A 15,830-nucleotide genomic window follows, 5' to 3' on the forward strand; every position below is an offset into this window, starting at 1 on the left:
TTCGCGCCCCCTGTCCTGCGTGGGCGCACCGGTCCTATTAGCGAGATTCATGGAAGATTTTTGGCAAACCTGCGCCCAGACGCTAGAGCAGGAACTCACTCCTCAGCAGTACAGCGCCTGGATACGTCCCCTTGTCCCGCTCGCCTTCGATGAAGCCGAGGCGGTGCTGCGGGTCGCGGCGCCCAATCGTTTCAAGCTCGACTGGGTGCGCAGCAATTTTTCCGGCCGTATCGAATCTCTGGCGGCGCAGTGGTTCCAGCGTCCCGTGCAAGTCAAGTTCGAACTGGATGCCCCCCGCATGGTGGCCCCGCTGCGCCCGCCGGCGCCCAGCCCCGCCCCCATGGCCGCCAACGGGAACGGCCACGCCGGCAACGGCCATGCCGCGCCGCGTCCGGCTTCCCAGGTTCCGCTGGGTTTTCCCGGCGACCCGGTCGCCGCGGTCAATTCCGCCGCCGCCCGGGCGGCCCAGCGGGCGGTCGAATCGCCCCGTCCCGCGCAGCGCGCCGCGCCGGCCAAGGCCGAGGCCAGCGAAGCCACGGGCATCTACGAACGGTCGCGCCTGAACGTCGAGCTCACCTTCGAGAACTTCGTTACCGGCAAGGCCAACCAGCTGGCCCGCGCCGCCGCGCTGCAGGTGGCCGAAAACCCCGGCACCTCGTACAACCCGCTGTTCCTGTATGGCGGCGTGGGGCTGGGCAAGACCCACCTCATCCATGCCATCGGCAATTCCATGATGGCCGAGAACGCCGCCGCGCGGGTCCGCTACATCCATGCCGAGCAGTTCGTGTCCGACGTGGTCAAGTCCTACCAGCGCAAGGCCTTCGACGATTTCAAGCGCTACTACCATTCGCTGGACCTGCTGCTGATCGACGACATCCAGTTCTTCTCGGGCAAGAACCGCACGCAGGAAGAATTCTTCTACGCCTTCGAGGCCCTGGTGGCGCTGCGCAAGCAGATCATCATCACCAGCGACACCTATCCGAAGGAATTGTCCGGCATCGACGACCGGCTCATCTCGCGCTTCGATTCGGGCCTGACCTGCGCCATCGAGCCGCCCGAGCTGGAAATGCGGGTCGCGATCCTGCTGAAGAAGGCGGAAACCGAGGGCGTGCACCTGCCCGAGGAAGTGGCCTTCTTCATCGCCAAGCATCTGCGCAGCAACGTGCGCGAGCTGGAAGGCGCGCTGCGCAAGGTCCTGGCCTACGCCAAGTTCCACGGCCGCGCCATTACCGTAGACGTCTGCAAGGACGCCCTGAAGGACCTGCTGTCCGTGTCCAACGGCCAGATCACCGTCGAGAACATCCAGAAGACGGTGGCGGACTTCTACAAGATCAAGGTCGCCGACATGTATTCCAAGCGGCGGCCCGCCAACATCGCCCTGCCGCGGCAGATCGCCATGTACCTGGCGAAGGAACTCACCCAGAAAAGCTTGCCGGAGATCGGCGAACTGTTCGGGGGCCGCGACCACACCACGGTGCTGCACGCGGTACGCAAGATATCGGAATCCCGGGCCAAGCAGGCGGAGTTGAACCATTCGCTGCACGTGCTCGAGCAAACCCTGAAAGGATGACGAACCGCGACGAACCCTATCCGGGACCCTGTGAGTTTGACTGTGGAAAAACCGTGGAGCATGTCTGGACAACCCGACGCCGCTTTTTTCGATCGAAAGTTGTTCATGGTTGTGCGCTATCCTCCAGGCCAGTTCCCCACTCGCTAAAAACTGGACAAGTTCTTGATTTATAATAGTTTTTTGAAGAAATTCCAGTTGTTCACAGGGTCCTATTAACTACCAACCCAAAGAAGGATTGGATATGCAATTGGTCAAAGCCTCACGCGATGCATTGCTGAAGCCGCTCGCGACCGTTTCAGGCATCGTGGAACGGCGGCACACCCTGCCCATCCTGGCCAACATCCTGTTGCGCAAGGAAGGCAGCCGCGTGTCGTTCGTGTCCACCGACATCGAGGTTCAGATCACCACCCATGCCGATTTCGGCGTGGGTGATGCGTCTGAGTCCACCACGGTGGCAGCCCGCAAGCTGCTCGACATCCTGCGCGCCCTTCCCGATACCGGCGACGTGTCCCTTTCGCTGGCCAACAAGAAGCTGTCGGTCCAGTCCGGCAAGAGCCGCTTCGCGCTGCAGACCCTGGCGGCCGAGGAATTTCCCACCGTGGCCCAGCCGGCCTCGTGGAACGCCTCGCTGACCATGACGCAGAAGTCGTTCAAGCACCTGATGAACATGGTGCACTTCGCGATGGCGCAGCAGGACATCCGCTACTACCTGAACGGCATGCTGTTGGTCCTGGACGGCAACAACGTGCGCTGCGTCGCCACCGACGGCCACCGCCTGGCCTATTGCGCGGTTGCCATCGATGCCGATGCGCCCAAGCAGGAAGTGATCGTGCCGCGCAAGACGGTGCTGGAACTGCTGCGCCTGCTGGACGACAGCGAGGAGCCCATCGAGATCTCGGTGGCGGCCAACCAGATCCGTTTCCGCTTCGGCGACGTCGAGCTGATCTCCAAGCTGGTCGAGGGCAAATTCCCCGACTACCAGCGCGTGATCCCGAACGGCTACACCAAGCATTTCCCGATCGCCCGCGAAGCCCTGCAGCGCAGCCTGCAGCGCGCCGCCATCCTGACCACCGACAAGTTCAAGGGCGTACGGATGCAGATGGCCGATCATGTGCTGAAGATTTCCGCCAGCAACGCGGAACAGGAAGAAGCCCAGGAAGAACTCGAGATCGACTTCGGCTTCGAGCCCCTGGACATCGGTTTCAACGTCAGCTACCTGCTGGACGTGCTGGGCAACCTGAAGGCCGAGACGGTGCAGTGGAGCGTGGGCGACGCCAACTCCTCGGCGCTGATCACCTTGCCCGACGACACGGACTTCAAGTATGTCGTGATGCCTATGCGGATATAGGCCCCCCCTACGCGCTTACGCGCGCCCCCAGGGGCGATGCGGGTGGACCGGCGGAGCCGGATCCACCGCATCCCGGGTCTGGGGGGAAGGGGCTTGGTTTGTTGCGCCGGTGCCGGCGTTGCCCCGGATGGGGTGGATTGTTCTTTTTTAGTTTTTTCCTGCAGGGCGGAAGTCGTGCCCGCGCAGTGTGGATGGTTGCATACTCATGACCGAACAGAATACCGCGCCCGATACGGGCGAGATCGATAGCACTCTTGCTGGCAATGCGATGGCCGCGAGCCCGGCGTCCGGTTCGTCGGACAGCTACGGCGCCGACTCCATCAAGATGCTGAAGGGGCTGGAGGCCGTGCGCAAGCGGCCGGGCATGTACATCGGCGATACGTCCGATGGGACAGGCCTGCACCACATGGTGTTCGAGGTCGTGGACAACGCCATCGACGAAGCGCTGGCCGGCTATTGCGACGAGATCATCGTCACGATCCATGCCGACAACTCCATCTCGGTGTCCGACAACGGCCGGGGCATTCCGACCGCCGTGCACAAGGACGACGAATTCCAGCGCAGCGCCGCGGAAATCGTCATGACCGAGCTGCACGCGGGCGGCAAGTTCGACCAGAACTCGTACAAGGTCTCGGGCGGCCTGCACGGCGTGGGCGTGTCCTGCGTGAACGCGCTGTCCGAATGGCTCCGTCTCAGCATCCGGCGCAACGGCGAGCTGCACCAGATGGAGTTCCGCCGCGGCGAACGCGTCGAGCCGCTGAAGGTCAGCGGCAAGACCGACAAGCGTGGCACCCGGGTGCAGTACCTGGCGGACTCGCAGATCTTCGCCAACATCGAATACCACTACGAGATCCTGTCCAAGCGGCTGCGCGAGCTCTCGTTCCTGAACAACGGCGTGCGCATCAAGCTGGTGGACGAGCGCCAGGGCAAGGAAGAGGACTTCGCCTTCAGCGGCGGCGTCAAGGGCTTCGTCGAGTACATCAACCGCGCCAAGACCGTGCTGCATCCCAACGTTTTCGCGGTGGCCACCGAGTCGTCGGCCGGGGGTGTGCCAGTGGGCGTGGAAGTGGCCATGCAGTGGAACGACAGCTACACCGAAAGCGTGCTGTGCTTCACCAACAACATCCCGCAGCGCGACGGCGGCACGCACCTGACCGGCCTGCGCGCGGCGATGACCCGCATCATCAACAAGTACATCGACGAAAACGAACTGGCCAAGAAGGCCAAGGTCGAGACCACCGGCGACGACATGCGCGAGGGCCTGACCTGCGTGCTGTCGGTGAAGGTGCCCGAGCCCAAGTTCAGCAGCCAGACCAAGGACAAGCTGGTCTCCAGCGAAGTGCGCCCCTCGGTCGAGGACGCCGTGGCGCGCAGCCTGGAAAGCTGGCTGCTCGAGAACCCCATCGACGCCAAGGCCCTGTGCGGCAAGATCGTCGAGGCCGCCCGCGCCCGCGAGGCCGCGCGCAAGGCGCGCGAGATGACGCGCCGCAAGGGCGTGCTGGAAGGCGCGGGGCTGCCCGGCAAGCTGGCCGACTGCCAGGAAAAGGATCCGTCCAAGTCCGAGATCTACATTGTCGAGGGCGACTCCGCCGGCGGCTCGGCCAAGCAGGGCCGCGACCGCAAGTTCCAGGCCATCCTGCCGCTGCGCGGCAAGGTGCTGAACGTCGAGAAGGCACGTTTCGACAAGCTGATCAGCAGCGAGCAGATCACCACGCTGATCACCGCGCTGGGCACCAGCATCGGTCCCGACTTCAACATCGACAAGCTGCGCTACCACCGCATCATCATCATGACCGACGCGGACGTGGACGGCGCGCACATCCGCACGCTGCTGCTGACGCTGTTCTACCGCCAGATGCCGCAGCTGATCGAGCACGGTTACGTCTACATCGCCCAGCCGCCGCTGTACAAGGTCAAGGTCGGCCGCGACGAACGCTACCTGAAGGACGACGCCGAAGAAGCCGCCTTCATGCTGGAGCTGTCGCTCAAGGATGCCCGCCTGATCCCGTCGGCCGACGCCCAGCCCATCACCGGCGACGCGTTGAAGGAACTGGCGCGCCAGTACAACCTGGCCGATACCGTGATCGAGCGCCTGTCGCGCTTCGTGGACCTTGCCACGCTGTCGGCCATCGTGCGCGGCTTCGAGGCGGACCTGTCTTCCGTGGACCAGGCCGAGCTGTCGCGCCAGCGCCTGCAGGCCGAGCTGGAAGACCCGTCCATGCCCGGCGTGGTGCAGGTCAAGGTTTCCGTAGACGAGGAAACCCAGCAGTCCAAGCTGGAGATCCATCGCAACCACCACGGCAACATCCGCGTCAGCGTGATCGACCCGCATTTCGTCGAAGGCCCGGACTACAGCGTGCTGCGCAACGCCGCCCAGACCTTCCAGGGCCTGATCGGCCCGGGCGCGAAGATCGAGCGCGGCGAAGGCGACAAGCGCAAGGAACTGCCGGTGGCCGACTTCCGCGAAGCCATGCAATGGATGCGCGCCGAAGCCGAGCGCTCGCTGTCCAAGCAGCGCTACAAGGGCCTGGGCGAGATGAACCCCGGACAGCTGTGGGAGACCACCATGGATCCCACCGTGCGCCGCCTGCTGCGGGTGCAGATCGAGGACGCGATTTCGGCGGACGAGATCTTCACGACGCTGATGGGCGACCACGTCGAGCCGCGCCGCGCGTTCATCGAGACACATGCGCTGATGGCGGGGAATATTGACGTCTGAGTCAGGGCTGCCTTGCGGCGCATCGACCGTCCAGTAAGACAATTCAACGGCCACCTCTGGTGGTCGTTCGTTTTTGTGTTTCGTTTTCAGAAAACTCCTTTTCAGCGCTGGCGAGGCCGTGGTGCGTACCATCTACAACCCACGGCCGACATGGACGGCATGTTTTCCGATGCGAGCGCCGTAGCACCCATATTGCTCCCGCAGTGACCAGCCAGTTGATGTGCGAAACATTGCTGCGATATAAACTCCAACCATGACTCGCGTCTCCATACAACCAATCATGTTCATCTGGGCTCGCCAGCGCGCCCAGATGGATGAGGCTGTGTTGCTGACGCGTTTTCCTCGTCTTATGGAGTGGGAGTCCGGCGCTATCCAGCCCACTTTGCGCCAACTCGAACAGTTCGCGCAGGCTACGCACGCGCCGTTGGGGTATTTCTTCCTTCCCGAGCCTCCGCGAGAGGACTTGCCGATTCCCGATTTTCGGACAATGGGTCGAGATTCGCCACGCCTGACTGCCGATCTACTGGATGTGATTTTCACCTGTCAAACACGACAAACTTGGTATCGGGACGAAGCTCTGGTTAACGGCGAGGAACCACTACCCTTCGTCGCTAGCGTGACGATGGAGACGCCGCCGATGGAAGTGGCGCAACGAATCCGCGAGGTGCTCGGGTTCAGCGTGGAGGCTCGTTCTGAATGTCCGACGTGGGCTGAGGCATTGCGCCTGTTCATTGCGCAGGCGGAGCAAGCGGGCGTGATGGTGATGGTCAGTGGGGTGGTGATGAACAACAACACCCGGCAGCTGGACCCCCGTGAGTTCAGAGGTTTTGCCCTTGCGGATAAGCTGGCACCCTTGGTGTTCATCAACGGGGCGGATAGCAAGGCTGCCCAGATGTTTACGTTGGCGCACGAGCTTGCGCATTTGTGGCTGGGGCAGTCGGCTTTGTCGGATGTTCGGATGTCGGAAGTTTCTGACTATGCTGTGGAGGTGTGGTGCAACCAGGTGGCGGCCGAACTGCTCGTTCCTCAGGCGGGTTTCCTTCATGCGCTTCGCGCCGATGAAGTGCTGGATGCAGCATTGAAGCGTCTGGCACGACATTTCAAGGTCAGCACCTTGGTGCTCTTGCGACGAATGTTGGACGTGGGGTATCTCGATAGAGCAGCGTTCTGGGGGGCTTATCGGGATGAAGAGGCTCGTTTGAAGAATTTGGCTGCGCGCAATGCAGGAGGAGGCGATTTCTATCGAACCACTGTCGCTCGCGTTAGCAAGCGATTTGCTCAGTCCTTGGTCGCAAGCACTCTTGAAGGGCGAACTTTGTACCGGGATGCATTTCGCATGCTTGGCATCGCAAAGTCGGGCACGTTCAACGAGTTAGGTCGAATACTGGGATTTCCGACCTGATGGCCTACCTGCTGGATGCCAACGTCTTCATTCAGGCCAAGAATCTACAGTACGGGTTCGACTTTTGCCCCGCATTTTGGTCTTGGCTTGACCAAACATATGATGCCGGACGGCTCCGCAGCATTCGCCAAGTGGGTGATGAACTGACTGGTGGCGGGGACGAATTGGCCGAGTGGGCCCTGGGTAGGGAGGACGGATTCTTCACGGCCCCAGACGCTGCTGTGCTCACTGCCGCCCAGCACGTAAGCGCATGGGTAGTCCAACAAGGGTATGAGCCTGCGGCTGTGAATACCTTTATGCAGGTAGCGGACTTCTGGTTGGTTGCAGCTGCGTTGACCGGCCCTCATACGCTGGTGACGCACGAAGTGGCGTCAGCATCCGCCAAGAAAATCAAGATTCCTAATGTATGCATTGGACTAGGGGTGGACTTCATGTCTCCCTACCAAATGTTGCGCAGGGAGCAGGCTCGGTTCGTCTTGGGTCCAACGCCAACTTGAGGCTAGGCACCGGACAAAAATCTAAGAGAGATATGCGGTGTTCCACCGGAAAGTCCATCAATCGTGACTGATGTTCTCATCTGTAGTACCTCCGGTTCTCACCCTTCATGCCATCGGGGCTGAGCCGAAACCCGGCGCCCGCGCGCCGTCCATGCCGCGCAGCAATTCCTCCAGCGTGGCGCGCGCCGCCTCTCCCGCCGGGCTCAAGGGCCGCGCGGTGCTCCATACGATGCTGATGCCGCGCTGGATGGCCGGTTCCGCAATGGGGATGAAGGCGATGCCGTCCACCACGGCCGGCGCCGGCCCGATGCGGGGCCGGATCGTATAAAGCTCGCCCTGCCGCATCAGCGCGGTAATCAAGGGGCTGGAACTGGCGTTCAGCACGGGGCGCACCTCGCGGCCCAGGCTGGCCGCGGCGCTGTCGACCAGCCGCCGCAGCCGGTTCGGCGGGATGGACAGGGCCAGCGGATAGGACAAGGCATCCCCCAGCGGCATGGACGCCGGCAGCACCGGGAACGCGTCCGCAGGACCGCAGAAGCAGAACACTTGCTTTCCGCACTCGACCGCATGCAGGCTGGTGTCCGAGCTGCCTTCGGGCAGCACGCCTATGTCGGCCTCGTTGCCCGCCATCCATTTGGTGATGGCATGGCTGTCCCCTTCCAATAGCGTCAACCGCACCCGCGGGTGGCGGTCGCGCATGGCGCCGAACAGGACGGGGCCGAGCTGGTCGGCCAGTGATGTCGGAATGGCCACGATCAGGTCGCCGGCCGGTTCCGTGGCGACGCGCGCCATGGCGGCTTCGGCCTCGGCCACGTCGCGGAAGATGCGCCGCGCATGGGCGATGAGCTGTTCGCCCGCGTTGGTGGGCTGCACGCCGCTGGACGAGCGTTCCAGCAGCGGCGTGCCCAGCGATTCCTCCAGCAGCCGGATCTGCCGGCCCACGGCGGGCTGCGCGCGCAGCAGGCGGGCGGCCGCGCGATTGATGCTGCCTTCTTCCACCACCACCAGGAACGCGCGCAGATGATCGAGATTGAGTGCCACGCAGCGTCTCCAGGCCCGGCCGCTATCTATTTTTTTGAGAAAAGTTCTAAAGGAATTGTACTTCCGCGCCCTTGACGCGCTGAGTAGACTGCCCGGCAACCCGAGGCATGTCAGGCCGCGGAGGGAGGAGGAGATGACTCAACATACCGATCCGGGCCGGCGCCGCGTCCTGGCCATGGCCGCCCGATCCGCCGCGGTGGCCGGGCTGGTGCCGGCCTGCGCGCTGGCGCAGTCCTATCCCTCGCGTCCGGTGCGCCTGCTGGTGCCGGTCAGCGCGGGCGGCGGCACGGACATGATCGCGCGCGTCGTGGCGGACCAGTTGTCGCGGGGCATGAAGCAGCCGTGGGTGGTCGAGAACCAGGGCGGGGCGGGCGGGCAGATCGCCAGCCAGGCCACGGCGCGGGCCGAGCCCGACGGCTACAACTTGATGATCGGCTACGTCAGCACTCACGGCACGCTGCCGGCGCTGCGCAAGGTGCCCTATGACCCGATCCGCGATTTCACGCACATCGCGATGATAGGCGGCGCGCCCAACGTGCTGGTCGCCCAGCCCTCGGGACCCGCCAGCTTCGAGGATTTCCTGGCCGAGGTGCGGGCGCACCCGGGCAAGGCGAGCTATGCCTCGGCCGGCGTGGGCACGATCACCCATCTGGTGTTCGAGGGGCTGAAACTGGCCACGAACACGTCCGTCCTGCACGTGCCCTATCGCGGCATCGCGCCGGGCATCAACGACATGGTGGCGGGCCAGGTGCAATATGCGATGCCGGGCCTGGCGGGCGTGCTGCCCTACATCCGCGCGGGCAAGCTGCGCGCGCTGGCGGTGACCGGACCGGACCGCCATCCGCTCTTGCCCGAGGTGCGCACGCTGAAGGAAATCGGCATTCCCCATTTCGAGGCCGTGCAGTGGGTGGGCATCATGGGACCGGCTCATCTGCCGCCGGCCGTGGTGCGGGACCTGTCGGCCGCCGTGGCCCAGGTGCTGGGCCGCAAGGAAACCGCGGACAAGCTCGCCGGCGAGGGCATACGCGTCATGCCCATGTCGCAGCAGGATTTCTCCGCCTACGTCGTCGCCGACCTGACCCGGTGGCGCACGATCGTCAAGGAACGCGGGTTGCAGGAGACATGAGATGAAGCAGGGATCCCGCCGTATCGCCATCGTCGTCATGTCCGACGAACATTCGGGGGCCGCGCTGTCGTGCGCGGGCCATCCGTGGATCCGCACGCCGCACCTGGACCGCTTCGCGGCCGCCAACACCCGGTTCGCGTCGGCCTATACCAATTCCCCCATCTGCATCCCCGCGCGCGCCTCGTTCACCACGGGCCGCTACACCCACGAGACGCGCAACTGGGACAACGCCCTGCCCTACACCGGCCAGCAGCCGGGCTGGACCCACAGATTGCGCGATGCCGGCGTGGACGTGACGTCCATCGGCAAACTGCACTTTCGCAACGAGACCGACGACACCGGCTTCACCCGCCAGATCCTGCCCATGCACGTGGTGAACGGCGTGGGGGACCTGCTGGGCGCGGTGCGCGATCCGCTGCCGGTGCGGCACAAGACGCGCGCGCTGGCCGAGGAGATCGGCATCGGCGAAAGCAGCTATACCCGCTATGACCGGGCCATCGCGCAGGCATCGACGAAATGGATACGCGAGCATGCGCGGGATGACGGCTGGGTCCTGTTCGCTTCGTTCGTGGCGCCCCATTTCCCGCTGATCGCCCCGGAAGCGTTCGCCTCGGCCTACCGGCTGGACGACATCCCGCTGCCCAAGCTTTCGCGGGCGGCCGACCGGGTGGACCATCCCTGGATCGCCGCGCTGCGGACCTGCTTTCCGCACGACAGCTTCTTCGACGACGAGCTGCGGCGCCGCGCCCTGCTGAGCTACGGCGGGCTGTGCTCGTTCATGGACTGGCACTTCGCGCAGATCTGCCAGGCCATCGAGGAATCGGGGCTGGCCGACGAGGCGCTGGTCATCTACACCAGCGACCATGGCGACAACATGGGCGCGCGGGCCCTGTGGGGCAAGTCCACGCTGTACGAGGAAGCGGCGCGGGTGCCCATGCTGCTGCGGGCGCCGGGCCGCTCGACGCGCAACATCGTCGGCACGCACGTGTCGCTGGTGGACGTGGGCGCCACGCTGCTGGCCTGGATGGGCGTGGAGGCGCCCGCCGACCTGCCGGGCCGGTCCCTGGTCGACCTGGCGCGGGCGCCGGACGATCCGGCGCGCCCGGTGTTCTCGGAATACCATGCGGCGGGCGCGGCCACCGGCGCCTACATGCTGCGGCAGGACCGGTGGAAGCTGATCCATTACGTGGACATGGCACCCCAGTTGTTCGACCTGGTCGCGGATCCCGAGGAGCGGATCGATCTCGTCCCGGGCGGGCGGCATGCGCATGTGGTGGACGAACTGACCGCGGCGCTGCGGCGGATCGTCGATCCCGAGGCGCAGGATCGCATCGCCAAGGCCGACCAGCATGCGTTGATCGAAGCCCACGGCGGCCGCGAAGCGGTGGTGCGGCGCGGAGGATTCGGTGCCACGCCGGCGCCGGGCGTGGACGCGAAGTTCGCCTGAAGACAGGGTCGCCCTTCCGGACAGTCCATCCAGCAAGGCGGGGTTTATCCGGCGCCTGGCTTGCCTTATGCTGGCGTTACCCCAATCGAGGCCCCCATGCGCACCCTGATCCTCATCGCCGTCGGACTGATCCTGGCCATCGCGCTGCTGCGCCTGGCCCCCTTGCCGCATCGCACCCGGACCGCGAGCCTCTTTACGCTGGCCTGGCTGGGCGTATCGGCCTGGAACCTGCGTACCGGCTTGTCCCACGGCTATACCCTGGCCGAAGAACTGCCCATCCACGTGGCGCTGTTCGGCATCCCGGCGCTGGCGGCCTGGGGGCTGTGGTGGTGGGCGCGCCGCGGGTAAGGCGCGAGCGCTAGCGGCGCCCCTTGCCCGCCTGGTCGTACTTGCGCCAGTAGGCGAACTCTTCCTCGTGGACCTCGAGGTCGATCTCCGACAGGCGTACCTGCAACCGCTCCTGCACGTCCGCGACCGCCTGGTTGTAGATCGCGGGCCCGATCTCTTCGACGAAGAAGGCGAGCAGCCCGCCGGCGGCGACGTTGCCGATGGGCTCCTCCATGTTCTGGTCGAAGTAGCGCTGGATCGAGGCGATGGCAGTGGTCCGGACTTGCTTGTCGAGTTCGATGGTCATGTCGGCTTTCTGGCGAGGGATGCCGGGCCGTTCAATTTATCACCTCCTCCACCCGGTTCACCAACTTCCCGATCTTCTCGATCTCGCATTCGATCACGTCGCCGTCCTTGAGCCACTGGCGCGGGTTCATCGCATAGCCGACGCCCGAGGGCGTACCGGTGGCGATCACGTCGCCCGGTTCCAGCGTCAGCCCCGAGGACAGCGACGCGATGCTGCGCGGGATGGAGAAGATCATCGCACCGGTGCTGGCGTCCTGGCGCTGCTCGCCGTTGACCTTGAGCGAGATGCGCAGCGCGTGGGGATCGCCGACGGCCTCGGGCGAGACGATCCAGGGGCCGAAGGGGCAGCTGCCGTCGATGGCCTTGCCCTTGAACCACTGGTCGTGGCGCTTCTGCAGGTCGCGGGCGCTGATGTCGTTGAGGATGGTATAGCCGAAGATGTGGCCGGGGGCGTCGGCTTCGGCGATGTCGCGGCCGCCCTGGCCGATCACGACGGCGAGTTCGACCTCGTAGTCCAGGCGGCGGGTGACGCGCTGGTCGTAGCGGACGGCGCCTTCGTGCGGGACGATGGCGGTCCAGGGCTTGGTGAAGAACTGCGGATGCTCGGGCACGTCGGTATCGAGATTGCGCGAGGCGTTATCTTCCTGGATGTGCTCCCTATAATTGCGGCCCAGGCAGAAGATGTTCTTGGGCGGACGCGGAATGGGCGCCAGCAGGCGGTAGCTGCCGGGCGAAACCGGGTGGGCGTCGGCGACGGCGGCGATGTCGCGGCACCAGGCCCAGGTGGCGGCGCCGCCGGCGGCCAGGTCGATCATGGTCAGGCGGCCGGTCTCGGGCCACGGGAAGGGCAGCGTGGCGCGCGGGGCGGCCTGGGCGAAGGCCTGGAGGTCGCAGATGCGGCCGTCGTCCAGGAAGAGTGCGGGCAGCGGGCGGCCGCCGAGTTCAATGGTGGCGAGTTTCATGGTTCGTTCCTGGCTGAAAGAATGCGGGTAGGCGCAACGATGGAGGCAAGGACATGGCGCCCAAGGTCAAGTCGGCCCAACGGGCCATAGAGATTCTGGAATTCTTCGCGCGGCGCAAGGCGCCCGCGACACTGAGCGAGATCGCGGCGGCGCTGGACTATCCGGCCTCGAGCACCCTGGCCCTGCTGCGCACGCTGAGCGAGATGGGCTATCTCGATCACTCGTCCAGCGAGCGGACCTTCGTGCCGACGGTGAAGGCGGCGCTGCTGGGCATCTGGGTCAACGATGCGCTGATGGCCGACGGTACGATCGCCCGCCTGATGTACCAGATGCGCGAGGAAACCGGCGGCACGCCCACGCTGGGCATACAGAGCGGCCACCACGTGCAGTACATCCACGTGGTGCGCGGCCCGGATGCCCTGCACCGGCGCGACGTGGCGCCGGGCACGCTGCGGCCGCTGCTGCGGTCGGCCATGGGCACCGTGCTGCTGTCGCTCAAGCCGCCTTCCGAGCTGTGGGCGCTGGTCAACCAGATCAACGCGCACGAACCGCCGGAGCACCGGGTGTCGATGGCGGAACTGGGCAAGCGCATCCAGCAGTACCGCGAAAGCGGCTATGCCTACAGCGAAGGCGTATCGACGCCGGGGGCCGGCATCATCACGACGTTGCTGGCCGCGCCGGCCCACCAGCCGCCAATGGCCCTGGGCATAGGCGCGAGCCTCGTGGCGCTGCGCGCCAAGAAGCTCGATTTCCTGAAGGCGCTGCAGCGGGTGGTGGAGCTTCATCGCAAGCATATGGAGGCCTTGCCGGACAAGTTCGGACACTGAGCAGAGCGCGCGTGCCGCACCGGTCCGGCCGTTTTCATTGCGCGACCAGCCCGGCTTTGTCGGCAACCGTGCGCAGCGTCGCGATTTCCTTCACGTTGAAGGCGCGCATCTGCTCGGGATCGCGCTTGAGCAGTTCGGAGCCGCCCTTTTCCGCGAACTCCTGCACCGGCCTGGAATCAAGCACCTCCTTCATGGTGTCGGCCAGGCGCCGCGTGATCGCGTCGCTGACTTCCGTGCGCGCCATCAACGCCGACCAGCCATAGATGGCGTAGTCGGGATAGCCGCTTTCGCGGATGGTGGGCACGTCCGGGAACTCGACGTGGCGTTTTTCGCCGGTGACCGCGAGGATGCGCAGCTTGGCGGCCTTGGCCGAAGGCGCCAGCGAGGCCACGCCGTCCATCGCCACGTCGATCTGCCCGCCGATCAGGTCGGTGTTCATCTGGCTGGTCGACTTGTACGAGATGGGCGTGAAGCGGATGCCGGCGATGCTGGAGAACCATTCGGTGGCCAGGCGGTAGCCCCAGGCGAAATTGCCGAAGTTCAGCTTCTCGGGTTGCGCCTTGGCCGCGGCGACGAGGTCGGCCAGTGTCTTGTACGGCGAGTTGGCCGGCACGGCGATGCCCAGCATGCTGCGGGTGACGCCCGAGATGGGCTTGAAGTCCTTGAGCGGATCGTAGGGCAGGTCCTTGACGAGAATGGGGTTGACCGACAGGTTGGTCCAGCTGCCCAGTACCAGGGTGTAGCCGTCGGCCGGCGCGTTCTTGGCCGCCATGATGCCGATGCGGCCGTCGGCGCCGGGCATGTTGTCCACGGTCACCGCCTGGCCGAGCCGGGTGGCGAGCTGCTGCGCGACGATGCGGCCGGAGTTGTCGCTGGTGCTGCCGGGCGCGAAGGGCACGATCAGGCGGATCGGCTGGGTGGGATAGGCGGCGTCGCGCGCCTGCGCGGCCGAGGCCGAAAGGACCAGTGCGCACAGGGCGCCGGCAAGATGCATGATCTTCATGGGTGGGTCTCCTTGGGATTATTGTCGTACCCGGGTTCGCCCCGGATGGCGTCAGGATCTCGCCTGGGCATCCTCGCGGTGCAGGAAGGCGGCGATCTGTTCGGGCGTGCGGCCCAGGCCGGCCAGGATCTCCGCCGTGTGCTGGCCCAGTGCCGGCGGCGGCGCGTTCAGGCCCGGGCCGTCGTGTTCGTAGCAAAAGCCCGCGTTCAGCACGCGCAGCGCCTGGGCGCCGGCCGGGATGGACAGCAGCAATTGCCGGTCGTCCAGGTGCGGCTGCGCCAGCGCCTCGGGCAGTTCGCGCACTTCGCCGGCCGGCACGCCGGCCGCGTTGAGCAGGGCCGCCCACTCGGCGGCGCCGCGGCCGGCCAGCGCCTGGCGGACCTCATGCTGCAAGGCCTCGCCATGGGCGACCCGCGTGCCGCGGTCCTGGAAGCGCGGATCGGCGATCAGGTCCTCGCGTTCGATCACGCGGCACAGCCGCTCGAACTGGTCCTGGCGGACCGCGCCCAGCGTCAGGTGCCCGGCCGCGGTGGGGAAGGTGTCGGCGGTGGGCGACATGCTGTAGCCGCGGTTGCCCTGCTTGGCGGGCCGCTTGCCGGTCAGCAGGTGCGGGCCGGCCATCGAGATCATCAGCACCAGCGCGGCGTCGTACATGGCCACGTCCACCTGCTGCGCCTGGCCGTCGCGGCCGCGCTGCAGCAGGGCCGAGACGATGGCGAAGGCGGCCAGCAGGCCCGAATAGGTGTCGACCGCCGGATAGCCGATGCGGATCGGCGGGGTGCCCGGTTCGCCGCTCAGGCTCATCATGCCCGAGGTGCTCTGGATGATCTGGTCGATCGCGGGCTGGTGGCGGAGCTCGCCGCGCTGGCCGTAGCCCGAGATCGAGCAGAAGACGATGCGCGGGTTGAGGGCCTTGCAGGCCTCGTAGCCCAGGCCCAGGCGGTCCATGACGCCGGGCCGGAAATTCTCGGTCACGACGTCGGCGCCGGCGATCAGCTCGCGCGCGACCGCCACGTCGGCGTCGCGCTTGAGATCGAGCACGACGGATTTCTTGCCCGAGTTGACCGACGCGAACGACGGTCCCATGCCGTCGGCATACTGGATGCCGCCGTAGTTGCGCATGGTGTCGCCGGCGGCCGATTCGATCTTGATGACCTCGGCACCGAGCAGGCGCAGGAAGTTGGTGGCGATGGGCCCCGACAGCACGTGCGTGAAGTCGACGACCCGGTAGCCTTGCAAGGGTTGAGGCACGGTC

Annotated in this window: 14 protein-coding genes; 9 read left to right on the top strand and 5 right to left on the bottom strand. The window is 65.6% G+C overall.

Translation table 11 applies throughout. The features are described 5' to 3' along the window. The first annotated feature begins 49 nt into the window (after positions 1–49). The 5 genes from dnaA to EGT29_RS00025 all read left to right on the top strand — a co-directional run bounded on the left by dnaA (position 50) and on the right by EGT29_RS00025 (position 7,536). Positions 50–1,570, top strand: a complete 1,521-nt coding sequence (dnaA, locus tag EGT29_RS00005; protein WP_124687096.1) for a chromosomal replication initiator protein DnaA — start codon at positions 50–52, stop codon at positions 1,568–1,570. A 241-nt stretch (positions 1,571–1,811) separates the two neighbouring features. Then, positions 1,812–2,918, top strand: a complete 1,107-nt coding sequence (gene dnaN / locus EGT29_RS00010) for a DNA polymerase III subunit beta (protein ID WP_087839045.1) — start codon at positions 1,812–1,814, stop codon at positions 2,916–2,918. Positions 2,919–3,186: 268 nt separating this feature from the next. Beyond that, positions 3,187–5,637, top strand: coding sequence for a DNA topoisomerase (ATP-hydrolyzing) subunit B (gyrB, locus tag EGT29_RS00015; RefSeq protein WP_124692151.1), 2,451 nt, complete (start codon positions 3,187–3,189; stop codon positions 5,635–5,637). Between the two features lie 280 nt (positions 5,638–5,917). After that, complete coding sequence (locus EGT29_RS00020; protein WP_238160242.1) at positions 5,918–7,039, top strand: ImmA/IrrE family metallo-endopeptidase; 1,122 nt, start codon at positions 5,918–5,920, stop codon at positions 7,037–7,039. Next, positions 7,039–7,536: a DUF4411 family protein gene (locus EGT29_RS00025; RefSeq protein ID WP_124687098.1), complete on the top strand. Its 498-nt coding sequence runs from the start codon at positions 7,039–7,041 to the stop codon at positions 7,534–7,536. The genes EGT29_RS00020 and EGT29_RS00025 overlap by 1 nt, the downstream gene beginning before the upstream one ends. 105 nt (positions 7,537–7,641) lie before the next feature. On the opposite strand, the gene EGT29_RS00030 is transcribed toward EGT29_RS00025, so the two are convergent. Beyond that, entirely contained in the window at positions 7,642–8,577 is a 936-nt protein-coding gene (locus EGT29_RS00030; RefSeq protein WP_124687099.1) for a LysR family transcriptional regulator, read from the bottom strand. A gap of 133 nt (positions 8,578–8,710) precedes the next feature. Between EGT29_RS00030 and EGT29_RS00035 the strand changes: the two genes are divergently transcribed. The 3 genes from EGT29_RS00035 to EGT29_RS00045 all read left to right on the top strand — a co-directional run bounded on the left by EGT29_RS00035 (position 8,711) and on the right by EGT29_RS00045 (position 11,498). Next, entirely contained in the window at positions 8,711–9,703 is a 993-nt protein-coding gene (locus tag EGT29_RS00035; protein WP_238160243.1) for a tripartite tricarboxylate transporter substrate binding protein, read from the top strand. Position 9,704: 1 nt separating this feature from the next. Next, positions 9,705–11,150: a sulfatase-like hydrolase/transferase gene (locus EGT29_RS00040; protein WP_124687100.1), complete on the top strand. Its 1,446-nt coding sequence runs from the start codon at positions 9,705–9,707 to the stop codon at positions 11,148–11,150. A gap of 96 nt (positions 11,151–11,246) precedes the next feature. Beyond that, on the top strand, positions 11,247–11,498 hold the full coding sequence (locus EGT29_RS00045) for a hypothetical protein (RefSeq protein ID WP_124687101.1): 252 nt from the start codon (positions 11,247–11,249) through the stop codon (positions 11,496–11,498). Between the two features lie 10 nt (positions 11,499–11,508). Here EGT29_RS00045 and EGT29_RS00050 read toward each other — a convergent pair whose 3' ends face one another. Next, positions 11,509–11,784 carry a DUF2164 domain-containing protein gene (locus EGT29_RS00050; RefSeq protein ID WP_124687102.1) on the bottom strand — a complete coding sequence of 92 codons (276 nt, stop codon included), beginning with the start codon at positions 11,782–11,784 and terminating at the stop codon, positions 11,509–11,511. Between the two features lie 31 nt (positions 11,785–11,815). Beyond that, positions 11,816–12,745: a fumarylacetoacetate hydrolase family protein gene (locus tag EGT29_RS00055; RefSeq protein ID WP_124687103.1), complete on the bottom strand. Its 930-nt coding sequence runs from the start codon at positions 12,743–12,745 to the stop codon at positions 11,816–11,818. A gap of 53 nt (positions 12,746–12,798) precedes the next feature. Here EGT29_RS00055 and EGT29_RS00060 point away from each other — a divergent pair, with 53 nt between their 5' ends. After that, positions 12,799–13,572 (top strand): IclR family transcriptional regulator, encoded by a 774-nt coding sequence (locus tag EGT29_RS00060; RefSeq protein WP_124687104.1) that lies wholly within the window; start codon positions 12,799–12,801, stop codon positions 13,570–13,572. A 34-nt stretch (positions 13,573–13,606) separates the two neighbouring features. Here EGT29_RS00060 and EGT29_RS00065 read toward each other — a convergent pair whose 3' ends face one another. After that, a complete protein-coding gene (locus tag EGT29_RS00065; protein WP_124687105.1) occupies positions 13,607–14,575 on the bottom strand; it encodes a tripartite tricarboxylate transporter substrate binding protein in 969 nt (322 codons plus the stop codon). 51 nt (positions 14,576–14,626) lie between these two features. After that, on the bottom strand, positions 14,627–15,826 hold the full coding sequence (locus tag EGT29_RS00070; RefSeq protein ID WP_124687106.1) for a CaiB/BaiF CoA-transferase family protein: 1,200 nt from the start codon (positions 15,824–15,826) through the stop codon (positions 14,627–14,629). Between the last annotated feature and the right edge of the window lie 4 nt (positions 15,827–15,830).

Origin of the sequence: Pigmentiphaga sp. H8 (assembly GCF_003854895.1) — a bacterium.
Classification (GTDB): Bacteria; Pseudomonadota; Gammaproteobacteria; order Burkholderiales; family Burkholderiaceae_B; genus Pigmentiphaga.